The sequence below is a fragment of the Brevibacillus sp. NPDC003359 genome (assembly GCF_042878995.1).
In the GTDB taxonomy this organism is placed as follows: Bacteria; Bacillota; Bacilli; order Brevibacillales; family Brevibacillaceae; genus Brevibacillus.
Map to the genome: position 1 here is coordinate 691096 of NZ_JBIAOR010000001.1, position 14401 is coordinate 705496.

Annotated in this window: 2 protein-coding genes; both read left to right on the top strand. The window is 46.2% G+C overall.

The genetic code is table 11. The features are described from left to right. Positions 1–205 precede the first annotated feature (205 nt). Positions 206–3484 (top strand): tyrocidine non-ribosomal peptide synthetase TycA, encoded by a 3279-nt coding sequence (tycA, locus tag ACFYU8_RS03255; RefSeq protein WP_390295866.1) that lies wholly within the window; start codon positions 206–208, stop codon positions 3482–3484. Positions 3485–3578: 94 nt separating this feature from the next. Next, on the top strand, positions 3579–14351 hold the full coding sequence (gene tycB / locus ACFYU8_RS03260) for a tyrocidine non-ribosomal peptide synthetase TycB (RefSeq protein ID WP_390295864.1): 10773 nt from the start codon (positions 3579–3581) through the stop codon (positions 14349–14351). Positions 14352–14401 lie beyond the last annotated feature (50 nt).

Below are 14401 nucleotides of genomic sequence, written 5' to 3' on the forward strand. Positions count from 1 at the left end.
AAAAGACACAAATACCCACATATTTTGTTACATTCGACCATTATATTTAATGTTATTGGAGCTAATACTTCCATTTTTTACAATAACATTCATTTCCTTGAATTTTCGTTAGCCGCTTTTACCTTAACTGTCACTTGTTTGGCCATCACATTGTTTTGTCACACTTCATGATAGACAAAAGTTTGCCAATTATCGGAGGGGACATATGTTAGCAAATCAGGCCAATCTCATCGACTTGGAGTGGGAAAAAGAACAGGTAGCCTTGCTTAATGATACAAAGGCTGAATATCCACAGGATAAGTCGATTCATCAGTTGTTCGAGGAACAAGCAGAAGCTGTGCCACACCGAGTTGCCATCGTTTATGAAAATGAGCGCTTAACTTACCAGGAGCTCAATAGGAAAGCCAACCAATTAGCAAGAGCACTGATCGAAAAAGGGATTACAACAGACAGCATTGTCGGTGTCATGATGGAAAAATCCATTGAATATGTTACAGCTATTCTGGCCATCCTCAAGGCTGGAGGAGCGTATGTTCCTATCGATATCGAATATCCCCGTGATCGGATTCAATATATCCTGCAAGACAGTCAGACCCAAATCGTCATCACCGAGAAAAACGTCAGCCAGCTTGTTTATGACGTCGGATACCGTGGTTCTGTCGTTGTACTTGAAGAAGAAAAACTGGATTCTCGCCCAGATTCCAATCTTCACTTGCCAAGCAAGCCAACAGACTTGGCTTATGTCATATATACATCAGGCACAACCGGCAAACCGAAAGGAACCATGCTGGAGCACAAAGGAATCGCTAATTTGCAATCATTCTTCCAACACACGTTTGGCGTTACACCTGCAGATAGGATTGGGCAATTTGCCAGCATGTCTTTTGATGCATCGGTATGGGAAATGTTCATGGCCTTACTAACCGGTGCCAGCCTCTACGTCCTATCCAAACAGACGATTCATGATTTCATCAGTTTTGAAAACTATTTGATTGAAAATGAATTGACCATCATCACGTTGCCACCCACTTATTTAACTCACCTCAACCCAGATCATATTACAACACTTCGCATCATGATTACGGCAGGTTCAGCTGCCAACTTTCCTTTAGTGAACAGATGGAAAAACAAAGTTAGGTACGTAAATGCATATGGACCTACGGAAACAAGCATTTGCGCGACGATATGGGAGGCACCTTCCAATACGCTCGTCAATCAAACGATCCCAATCGGAAAACCGATTCAAAATACGTGCGCTTATATTGTCAATGATGAGCTACAGCTGCAGCCAATTGGCAGTGAAGGCGAATTATGCATTGGTGGAGTAGGCTTAGCCAGAGGATACTGGAATCGTCCAGATTTGACCGCCGATAAATTTGTAGAGAATCCTTTCGTACCTGGAGAGAAGATGTACAGGACAGGAGACCTGGCAAAATGGCTGCCGAATGGAGAAATCGAGTTTCTCGGCAGAATCGACCATCAGGTGAAAATCAGGGGTCATCGGATAGAGTTGGGTGAAATCGAGTCCGTTTTGCTGAAACATGACCAAATAAAAGAGGCAGTGGTAGTCGCTAGAGAAGACCAACACGATCAACCCTATTTGTGCGCTTATTTTATTTCGCAATTGGAAGTAACTCCTACTCAGATCAGAGAATATGCAGCTCAAAAGCTTCCTGCGTACATGCTTCCTTCCTATTTCGTGAAGCTGAATAAAATGCCGCTCACGCCAAATGACAAGGTTGATCGCAAAGCATTGCCTGAACCTGATTTTACTGCTCAGACAAATTCTGCATACGAAGCTCCTAGAAATCAGACAGAATCGATTCTCGCAACCGTTTGGCAAGAAATATTGGGGATCGAGAAAATTGGGATTCGCGACAATTTTTACTCACTTGGCGGGGATTCCATTCAAGCGATTCAGGTCGCAGCTCGTTTGCATGCCTATCAACTAAAGCTAGATACGAAAGATTTGCTGAATTACCCGACAATTTCTCAGGTTGCTCTCTTTGTCAAGAGTACGACGAGAAAAAGCGATCAGGGGATCATAGAAGGACCTGTCACGTTAACGCCGATTCAACAATGGTTCTTTGAAAAGAACTTTACGAATATGTTCCATTGGAACCAATCGTATGTGCTGTATCGCGAAGAGGGAATTGATCCTGAAGCCATCCGAAAGGCCCTGGATAAAATCCTTTCGCATCACGACGCGCTCCGCATGGTCTATCAGCGCGAGAATGGAAGAATCGTTCAGCAGAATCGTGGATTGGGCAACGAATTATACCATTTCCAACACTATGATCTGACCTCGCATTCGGATATCCAGCAAGTGATCGAAGAAGAGACGAGACGTTTGCATAGCAGCATGAATTTACAAGAAGGACATTTGGTAAAGGTAGCCCTGTTTCATACGCTCCAAGGCGATCATTTATTTTTGGCCATCCATCATTTAGTCATGGATGGAATCTCTTGGCGCATCCTGTTTGAGGATCTAGCAACTGCATACAGTCAGGTACTAGCAGGAAAAAATATCGTCCTCCCAGAAAAAACGGATTCTTTTAAAAATTGGGCAGTATGGCTAAATGAATATGCGAATAGTGATGAGTTGCTGAGAGAACTACCGTATTGGGAGAATCTCGAATTAGGTGCAAGGAATGCTTCTCTTCCGAAAGACTTTGAAACGGCGGGCAGCAAACAGAAGAGTATCCGAAACATACAGGTCGGATTACTAGCAGAGGAAACTGAACAATTGTTGAAGCAGGCAAATTCTGCTTATCAAACCGAAATCAATGATCTGTTATTGGCAGCGTTGGGGTTGGCCGTCGCAGAGTGGAGCAGGCTTGACCAAATCGTCATTAATCTGGAAGGGCACGGGCGCGAGGATGTGATCGAACAGGCTAACGTGACAAGAACAATAGGCTGGTTTACGTCCCAATATCCCGTTTTACTAGATTTGAGTCAAATTCGTCACTTACCTGAGCATATCAAATGCATGAAAGAAAACCTGAGGAAGATCCCCAATAAAGGCATTGGCTATGAAATTATAAAGTATATGACAGAACCGGAAAAACGACGTTCCTTGTCCTTTTCCTTGCAGCCCGAAGTGACATTTAACTACTTGGGTCAGTTTGACTCAGGCCTTAACAGTGAACAGTTTACCCGTTCTCCCTATAGTTCAGGCAATACACTCGGTGCGGATGGAAAGAACAATCTGAGTCCCGATTCCGAGATTTATACCGCTTTGAATATTACGGGAAGAATCGAAGGTGGAGAGCTTCTCATCACGTTTACTTATAGCGAGGAGCAATTTAGAGAAGAGTCTATTCATCAATTGAGTGAGAACTATCGAAAACATCTCCGGTCGATCATCACTCATTGCTCGCAGAAAAAAGAAGTAGAGCGGACTCCAAGTGATTTTAGTCTGAAAGGACTTCAAATGGAGGAAATGGATGACATCTTCGAATTGCTTGCCAATACTCTTAACTAAATAAACACTTGCTAATATTTAGTGGGGAAAAACATACTCTTTACTTACATTTTTATGTAAATATGAAAAATAATGTTGATATCGAGGTGCCGGAATGAGCGTATTTACCAAAGAACAAGTACAAGATATGTATTTATTGACGCCCATGCAAGAGGGAATGTTATTTCACGCCTTGCTAGATGAAGAACATAACTCTCATCTTGTACAGATGTCCATTTCGATTCAGGGCGATCTTGATGTTGGTTTGTTTACCAATAGCTTGCATGTGCTGGTAGAGAGATATGATGTGTTCCGTACGCTGTTTCTCTATGAAAAATTAAAGCAGCCTTTGCAGGTTGTCCTGAAGGAACGGCCCATTCCTATCCTATTTTGCGATTTAACTGCATACGACGAGCAAGAAAAGCAGAACCGCTATACGCAATACAAAAGGAATGACCAAGAGAAGACCTTTCATCTGGCGAAAGATTCGTTGATGAGAGTGGCTATTTTCCAAATGACGGAAAGCGAATACCAAGTCATCTGGAGTTTCCATCACATACTCATGGACGGTTGGTGCTTCAGCATTATTTTTGATGACTTGCTTTCCGTCTATTTATCCTTAAAGAACGGTGCTCCGATCTCCCTTGAGCCGGTGCAGCCATACAGTCAGTTTATTCGATGGCTGGAAAAGCAAGATAAACAGGCTGCTCTCTCATATTGGATAGACTATCTGGAACAGTTTGAACAGCAAACTTCCTTGCCGAAATTAGGGAAGTCTTCTAGCAAAGCCTTTCTACCAGCACAATATCGTTTTGTGCTGGACCGTTCGCTGACGCAGCAGTTGTCTGCGATCGCGAGTCAAAATCAAGTGACTTTGCCGACTGTGATTCAAACCTTATGGGGGATTCTCCTCCAATCCTATAACTCTACGAATGATGTGCTCTTTGGCTCTGTTGTATCCGGGCGACCAACTGAAATCGTCGGAATCGACAAAATGGTTGGGTTGTTTATCAATACCATTCCATTCCGCATTCAAGCGAAAAACGATCAAACCTTTGCAGACTTGATAGAGGATGTGCACCAGAGATCACTGAAATCCCAGTCATATGAGCATGTGCCTTTGTACGATATTCAAAACGATTCCGTATTGAAGCAAGATTTGATCGATCACCTGATGGTCATTGAAAACTATCCGTTAGTGGATGCCTTGCAGAAAAAGACAGCGACTCAGCAAGTAGGCTTTACCATTTCCGATGTGGAGATGTTTGAGCCTACCAATTATGACATGACCGTCATGGTAATGCCCAAAGAAGAGATTGCGATACGGTTTGATTACAATGCTGCTGTCTTCGACGAAGTCGTTATCCAAAAAATGGCTGGCCACCTCAAGCAGATCGCGGCTTGCGTGGCAAACAATCCGAAGGTAGCCCTTCAAGAAGTTACCTTGCTGACAGAAGCAGAAAAACAGCAACTGATAGCCAGAAACCTTGATACTTCTGATGCCTACCCAGCGAAAACCATGCACGAGCTCTTTATGGAACAGGTAGAAAGAACACCGGATCAGGTTGCTGTCGTATTCGGAGATCAGCAGCTGTCATATCGGGAGCTAGATGAGAAGTCCAATCAGCTCGCCAGATTTTTGAGTAGAAAAGGGATTGCAGCAGACAGTCTAGTCGGTACGATGATGGATCGTTCCATCGAGATGATTGTAGGAATTCTTGGGGTTTTGAAAGCCGGTGGTGCGTTTGTCCCGATTGATCCGGAGCTGCCTGAAGAACGAATTGCCTACATGCTCGAACATAGCGGGATTCAATTGGTAGTGACCCAACATCATCTACTAGAGAAAGTCTCTGCTTCTACTGAAAAAATAGACATCAGCGCTCCAGTTATATGGGAAGAGAGCAGTGCGTCTGTTGAAATGATCAATCATTCAGATGACTTGTTTTATATCATCTACACCTCAGGAACGACAGGGAAACCAAAAGGCGTCATGCTTGAGCATAAAAACATGGCAAATCTGATGAACTTTACGTTCACCAAGACGAACATCGATTTTCATGAAAAAGTATTGCAGTATACCACATGCAGCTTTGATGTTTGCTACCAGGAGATTTTCTCCACGCTGCTTTCCGGCGGACAGCTCTATCTCATCACGAATGAGATGAGACGCCATGTTGAAAAACTATTTGCTTTTATCCAGGAAAAACAGATCAGCATTTTGTCCCTCCCTGTATCGTTCTTGAAATTTATCTTTAACGAAAAAGATTATGCACAAAGCTTCCCGCGCTGCGTCAAGCACATAATCACGGCAGGGGAACAGCTCGTCGTCACCCATGAGCTACAGAAATATCTGCGAAACCAACACGTATTTTTACACAATCATTACGGGCCGTCGGAGACACATGTGGTAACCACCTACACGATGGACCCAAGCATGGATATACCAGAGCTGCCGCCAATCGGAAAACCGATCAGCAACACAGGCATTTATATCCTGGATGAAAAGCTGCAAATGAAACCAGAAGGCATTGTTGGAGAGCTGTATATCGCTGGTGCGAACGTAGGAAGAGGGTATTTGCACAATCCGGAGCTGACTGCGGAGAAATTCCTCGAGAACCCGTATCAATCAGGCGAAAGAATGTATCGAACGGGTGACCTGGCCCGTTGGTTGCCGGATGGCAATATCGAGTTTTTAGGGCGGATCGACCATCAGGTAAAAATCAGGGGGCATCGCATCGAGCTGGGAGAGATCGAATCGCACTTGCTCAACCACGCCTTAATCAAGGAAGCCGTAGTCATCGACAGAGCCGATGAGACTGGTGGAAAGTACTTGTGCGCCTATGTCGTTTTGACAGAGGAAGTCAGCAACGAAGAGCTGCGTACGTACTTATCCCGAACGCTGCCTGAATATATGATCCCTTCGTTCTTTATAAACCTGGAGCGGATTCCGGTCACACCGAATGGAAAAACAGACAGAAGAGCCTTGCCCATACCTGAGGGGAATGCTTCTACTGGAGCGGAGTACCTCGCCCCGACCACAGAACTGGAACAGAAAATGGCAGCGATTTGGGAAAACGTACTCGGCGTGTCGCCGATTGGCATTCAGGATAACTTTTTCACGCTGGGTGGTCATTCGCTAAAAGCGATCCATCTCATTTCCCGGATGCAAAAAGACTGCCAAGCAGATGTACCGCTTCGCGTATTGTTTGAGCGACCAACCATTCAAGAAATTGCCAAGTATGTGGAAGGTGAAGAGACAGGAACGTATCTCGCTATTCCGCGGGTCGTCATGCAAGAGCATTATCCTGTATCCTCCGCACAAAAACGCATGCTCATTTTAAACCAGCTTGATCCGGCTAGTACGGTTTACAATCTGCCCGTTGTGACGGTACTCGATGGGGAATTGAATGGGCAGCAGCTGGAGCATTCCTTTTCCAGCCTCGTGAGTCGTCATGAATCGCTGCGAACCTCTTTTCATACCATCAACGGCGAGCCGGTTCAACGCATCCATCAGGAATGCAAGCTGCCAATCGCCTACATGGAAGCGACAGAAGAACGTTTGAATCAAGTCATCATGGATTTCATGCGTCCGTTTGATTTGGAAAAAGCTCCATTAAGTCGGGTTGGACTGGTCAAACTGGGAGAGAAGCGCCATGTCTTAATCGTCGATATGCACCATATCATCTCGGATGGCGTGTCCTCGCAAATTATCCTGAATGATCTTGCGCAGCTCTATCAAGACAAATCCTTGCGAGAGCAACGCATTCAATATAAAGACTTCGCGGTGTGGGAAAAAGGTCTGGCAGAAACAGACGAATTCAGAAAACAGGAAGCGTATTGGACCGAGCGTTTTGCTGGTGAAATCCCGGTTTTGAACCTGCCTTTGGACTACTCTCGACCTTCTATTCAAAGCTTTGAGGGTGAACGTTATCTATTCTGCTCAGAAAAACAGCTGCTGGAAGGTTTGCAGCGAGTAGCGACCGATACTGGTACTACACTCTACATGGTGTTAATGGCAGCCTATCATGTTTTACTCGCGAAATACTCCGGGCAAGAAGACATGGTTGTCGGAACCGTGACAGCTGGAAGAACGCACCCTGACACGGAAAGCATAACGGGCATGTTTGTGAACACGATGGCACTGAGAAATCAGCCGGTGGCAACCAAAAGCTTCAAGGAATTTTTACGAGAAGTGAAGGACAATACACTCGCTGCATTTGAACATGGGGATTACCCGTTTGAGGAGCTCGTCGAAAAGCTGGCGGTTAATCGAAATCGAAGCCGCAACCCATTGTTTGACACCTTGTTCATTTTGCAAAACATGGATGCCGATCCGATCGCGATCGAAGGCATGACAGTGACGCCTTACATGCCAGAGGGCAAAATGGCGAAATTCGATTTGTCGCTCGAAGCAACCCAAAACCATGCCGGTCTTATGTTCTGCTTTGAATTTTGCACCAAGCTGTTCAAGAGGGAGACCATCGAGCGCATGTCGCGACATTATCTCCAAATCTTGCAAGAAGTCATCCGGAACATGGACTTGGCTCTCTATCAGATGGAGATGCTAACCGAGCCAGAAAAGCAGGAATTGCTGGTCGATTTCAACGACACATTCAAGCCTGTTCAGTTGGAAAGCACACTTCCACAGTTATTTGAAGAACAAGTGCTGAAAACACCTGATCATATCGCGTTGGTTTGCGGAGACAAACGATTGACATATGAGGAGCTCAATAAGAGAGCCAATCAGCTTGCACGCACATTGCGGAAAAAAGGAGTGAAGGCTGACCAAAGCGTTGGGATTATGACAACTCGCTCCTTGGAAATGGTGATTGGAATCCTCGCTATTCTCAAGGCTGGCGGAGCGTATGTGCCGATCGATCCAGAGTATCCGAATGATCGCATCGCGTATATGCTGGAAGATTGCGAAGCCCGTCTGGTGCTTACCCAAGAGCATCTTGGAACAAAGATTGCGGATAGCGTGGAATGCCTGTATCTGGAGGATAAGAGTAACTATTCTCGTATTACCACAAACCTGAATCCGATACATACGGCTACCAATCTGGCTTACATCATTTACACATCTGGTACGACAGGCAGGCCAAAAGGGGTCATGGTGGAGCACCGAGGAATTGTCAACAGTGTGACGTGGAACAAAGAAGAGTTTGCCCTATCTGTCCATGACAGAGGTTTGCTGGCTCTATCCTTTGCCTTTGATGGTTTTGTCCTTACCTTCTTTGCGTTGATTCTATCCGGTTCAACAGTTGTCTTGACGAAGGATGAAGAAGCAAAAGATCCGATAGCGCTCAAGAATCTGATCGCAACATGGAGTTGCAGCTACACGTTATGCGTGCCAAGTTTGTTCCAGGCGATTTTGGAATGCAGCACTTCCGAAGATATCAGTCCGATGAAAATGGCTGTGCTCGGAGGAGAAAAGCTATCACCGAAGCTAGTTGAGATGTGCAAAGAGATGAATCCGCAGATGATTGCTGTCAATGCGTACGGTCCGACAGAAAGTAGCGTTATCGCTACCTATTTGTGCGATACACTGCCGGATGCTCCGATCACCATTGGACGGCCAATTGCAAACACAAGCATATACATCGTGGACCATTCACACCAGCTGTTACCAATCGGTGTAGTGGGAGAAATATGCATAGGCGGACTCGGTTTGGCACGTGGATATTGGAACAAACCAGAACTTACTGAGGAGAAGTTTGTTACCAATCCATTTGAGCCGGGTGAACGCATGTACAAGACAGGCGACCTTGGCAGATGGCTCCCTGACGGAACGATTGAATTCGCAGGACGCTTGGATGAACAGGTAAAAGTGAGAGGATACCGGATTGAGATCGGGGAGATCGAATCGGTTCTGCTCAGCTATGAAACGACAAATGAAGCGATTGTCGTTGCCTATCAGGATGGAAGCGGAGACGCGTATCTGACGGCGTATTTCACCGGTAAAGAAACCATCTCTGAAGCGGCGCTTCGAGCACATTTATCTCAAGAACTGCCAGCGTATATGGTACCAACCTATCTGGTTCAACTGGATGCTTTCCCGCTCACACCAAATGGCAAGATCGATCGCAAAGCCTTGCCGAAGCCTGAAGGAAAGCCTACAACAAGTGTGGAGTATGTCGCACCTGCTAATGAAGTAGAGGCAACACTCGCAAAGATTTGGGAAAACGTCCTTGGCATCTCCGGTATTGGTGTGATGGATAACTTTTTTGAGCTGGGTGGCCATTCCTTAAAAGCTATGACGGTAGTAGCGCATGTGCATCGGGAGTTTCAAATCGATCTTCCTTTGAAGCATTTCTTTGAACAGCCTACCGTTCGGGCCTTGTCCCAGTTGATTGAGCACAGCGAGCATGCATCAGATATTTCGATTCAACCAGCAGAGCCGCAAGACTACTATCCGGTATCATCCGCCCAGCAGCGTATGTACGTGCTTCATCAGCTGGAAGGAGCGGGTATCAGCTACAATACGCCTGGCATGATCATGTTGGAAGGGAAACTGGTACGTGAGCAATTAGCGTATGCCCTGCAAGCTCTGGTAGACCGCCATGAGATTTGGAGAACATCATTTGAGATGGTGGGAGATGAGCTCGTTCAAAAAATTCACGACCGCGTGGAAGTGGAAATCGAGTATCGGACAGCAGAAGAACATCAGATCGACGACATTTTCCATTCGTTTGTCCGTCCGTTTGATCTTTCTGTTCCACCACTCATTCGCATGGGCTTGGTGAAAATCTCGGATGAACGCCATCTTCTCCTTTATGACATGCATCATATCGCTGCAGATGCCTCATCCGTCACGATCATATTCAACGAGCTGGCCGAATTGTACCAAGGCAAACACTTGCCTGAGTTGCGCATCCAATATAAGGATTTTTCTGTCTGGCAGAAGAAGCGCCTGTACGAGTCCAATGACTTCAAGAAACAGGAAGACTATTGGCTGAATACGTTTGCGAGAGACATTTCTGTATTGGAGATACCGACAGATTTTCCGCGACCATCTGTGAAAAGCTTTGAAGGTGACCATATCGCGCTTTCAACAGATCAATCACTGTTGCAAGCTTTACACGCGCTCGCGACAGAGACGAAAACGACCTTGTTTATGGTATTGCTGGCTGCCTACAATGTGCTGCTATCGAAGTATTCGGGGCAGAATGACATCGTCGTCGGTACGCCAATCTCTGGCAAGACGCGGGCTGAACTGGAACCGATTGTCGGAATGTTCGTCAATACGCTTGCCATCCGAAACAAACCGACAGCCCATAAGACTTTTAAGGAATTTCTGATGGAAGTCAAGCAGAACGCGCTGGATGCCTATGATCATCAGGATTACCCGTTGGAAAGCTTGGTTGAGAAGCTCGGCATTCAACGTGATCCAGGACGCAACCCGCTGTTTGACACGATGTTCATCCTGCAAACCGATGATTTATACCAAAAAACGCTGGATCAGCTGGTCTATCGTCCATATGAATCTGGCAGCGCGCTTGCCATTTCGAAATTCGACCTGTCCTTTCATTTGACCGAGCGAGAAACCGACTTGTTCCTCCGCTTAGAGTACAGCACCAAGCTTTTTAGAAGAGACACGGTAGCTAGAATGTCACGTCACTTCTTGCAAATCCTGCAAAACGTCACAGCCAATCCAGATATGCAGCTTCAAGAGATTGAGATGCTGACGGCAGAAGAAAAGCAGTTGTTGCTGGTGGAGTTCAATCATACGGAAAGAGAATACGACGAAGAGAAAACCATCCAACAACTCTATGAACATCTGGCCGCAAATACGCCTGATCAAACGGCTATTGTATTCGAAGAGAAGAGCATGTCATACCGAGAGCTTAACGAAAGAGCGAACCAGCTAGCCGTGGTATTGCGGGAAAAAGGAGTAGGTCCTTCGCAAATCGTCGTCATGATGGTAGAGCGTTCCTTGGAAATGGTCATTGCAACACTTGCCATTTTAAAAGCGGGCGGAGCCTTTTTACCTGTCGATCCTGATTATCCCGAAGAAAGAATTCGCTACATGATCGAGGACAGTCAGTCGAAGCTTGTGCTTACGCATTCTCACTTGTTCCACAAGGTGTCCAGTCAGGCAGAAATTATCGATTTGGACGACGCACGAAGCTATTCGTCGCATACTGACAATTTGATTTGCATCAACAAGCCGTCAGATCTGGCTTATATCATTTACACGTCCGGTACTACTGGCAATCCAAAAGGAGTCATGCTGGAGCACAAAGGTGCAGCCAATCTGCAAGCAGTTTTCAGAAATCAGCTTGGGGTAACTCCACAAGATCGGCCAGGACATTTTGCGAGTATCTCTTTTGATGCATCCGTGTGGGATATGTTTATCGCTCTTTTGACAGGAGCGACCTTGCACATCTTCTCCCGAGAGACGATCAATGATTTCCGCAAATTTGAGGAGTACGTCCGCCTGAATGGGATTACCATTCTAACTTTGCCGCCGACGTATGCCATTTATCTGGAGCCTGATCGCGTCCCAACTTTACGTATCCTGATAACAGCCGGATCTTCATCTTCCACTGCGTTGATAGATCAATGGAAAGAGAAAGTGACCTATATCAATGGATACGGGCCAACAGAGAATACCGTTTGCGCGACGCTCTGGAAAGCCTTACCGCATGAACCAGTCGGCCAAACAATTACGATTGGTAAACCGGTACAGAATACGAAGCTGTACATTGTGGATGAACAAATGCAATTGAAGACTGTTGGTCAGATGGGAGAATTGTGCATCAGCGGGGTGGCACTGGCGAGAGGATATTGGAATCGACCAGAGTTAACCGCGGAGAAATTCGTCGACAACCCGTTTGTGCCAGGAGAGAAGATGTACCGAACAGGTGATTTGGCTAGATGGCTCCCGGATGGAAATATCGAGTACCTCGGCAGAATCGATCACCAGGTGAAGATTCGCGGACATCGGGTGGAGCTGGGTGAAGTCGAGAGTGTTCTGTTGCGTTATGAAACGATAAAAGAGGCGGCAGCCATCACACATACGGATGACAACGGGCAAGCTTACCTGTGCGCGTACTATGTGGCAGAAGGGGAAGCAACACCAGCACAGCTGCGAGAATTTATGGGGAAAGAATTGCCAAATTATATGGTTCCCTCCTTCTTTGTTCAGTTGGAAAAGATGCCGTTGACACCAAATGACAAGATTGACCGCAAAGCTTTGCCGAAGCCAAGCCAGGAGCAGAATGCAGGTCGAGAATATGAAGCACCACAAAACGAACTCGAACAATTACTGGCAACGATCTGGGCAGAGGTATTGGGAATCAAGCAAGTCGGAATGAAAGACAACTTCTTTGAACTTGGCGGAGATTCCATCAAAGCGATTCAGGTATCCACGCGCATGCACGCATCAGGCTGGACGCTTGCGATGAAGGAACTGTTCCAATATCCGTCGATCGAAGAAGTCGTCGTCCATGTGACGCCGAACATCCGAGAAAGTGATCAGGGAGTCGTAGAAGGCGAGATTGGCTTGACCCCCATCCAGAAGTGGTTCTATGAGCAGAATTTCACTGATCGTCACCACTGGAATCAGGCTGTCATGCTGTTTCGTGAAGAAGGCTTCGATGGAGCACTTGTTCAGCAAGCCTTCCATAAAATCATCGAGCATCACGATGCGTTGCGCATGGTATACAAACACGAAAATGGGACCAGCACGCAGATCAATCGAGGGATAACAGACGAACTATTCCGTTTCCACTCATTTGATTTGAGGGAACATGCAAACAGCGCAGCTCACATTCTGGAATTGTCTAACTTCATCCAAAGCAGCATCGATTTGGAACAAGGACCGCTCGTCCATTTGGGCCTCTTCTCAACCAAAGAAGGTGATCATTTACTCATTGCGATCCACCATCTGGTAGTGGATGGCGTCTCGTGGCGAATCTTGTTTGAAGATTTTTCATCGGCCTATTCACAGGCTCACCTTCATCAGGAGATCGTCTTGCCGAAGAAGACGGATTCATTCAAGGACTGGTCGGCTCAAATGCAAACTTACGCAGAGAGTGAAGAGCTTTTGCGGGAAGTTACGTATTGGCACAATCTGGAGAGCACGACCAAACCCGCAGCTTTGCCAATCGATTTCGTCACAGCAGATCGGAAACAAAAGCATACGCGTACAGTAAAGGTTGAGTTGACTGCATCGGAGACAGAAAACCTGTTACGTCACGTCCATCATGCCTATCATACGGAGATAAATGATCTGTTGTTGACCGCTCTGGGATTAACCGTGAAAGAATGGGCGAATATCAACAGGGCTGTGATCAATCTGGAAGGTCACGGACGCGAAGACATCCAGAACGAAATGAATGTGACACGGACGATTGGGTGGTTCACTTCCCAGTTCCCAGTTGTACTTGATATGGAAAAGTCAGCGGACTTTGGTTATCAAATCAAGCACATCAAAGAAAACTTGCGCCACATTCCGAAAAAAGGGATTGGCTATGAGATTTTACGCACGATGACGACAAGTGCGACCCAACCATCCTTGCCATTTAGTCTTCAGCCGCAAATCAGCTTTAACTATCTGGGGCAATTTGACTCGGATGTGAAATCGGGTGGTTTATCATTCTCGCCACTCGGAACGGGGCAGTTGTTCAGTCCAGAATCAGAGAGAGTATTCCTGTTGGACATTTCCGGCATGATTGAAAATGGAAGGCTCCAGATTACCTTTGGGTACAGCAGTCTACAGTACAAGGAAGAGACCATTACGAACTTGGCAGACAGCTATCGGAAACACTTGCTTGGCACCATAGCCCATTGCCTATCAAAAGAAGTAGGAGAGTTGACCCCGAGCGACCTGGGGGATGACGACCTTTCCATGGAAGAACTGGAGAACATCCTGGAATTGATTTAAGCAGGCGACGTCAGAAATGCTTTTCCTCCAATAAAAGCGGTGCATCACGC

Bases quoted from the DNA above. Each gene is read 5' to 3' on its own strand.
- tycA (WP_390295866.1), top strand. From the start codon at position 206: ATGTTAGCAAATCAGGCCAATCTCATCGACTTGGAGTGGGAAAAAGAA.
- tycB (WP_390295864.1), top strand. From the start codon at position 3,579: ATGAGCGTATTTACCAAAGAACAAGTACAAGATATGTATTTATTGACG.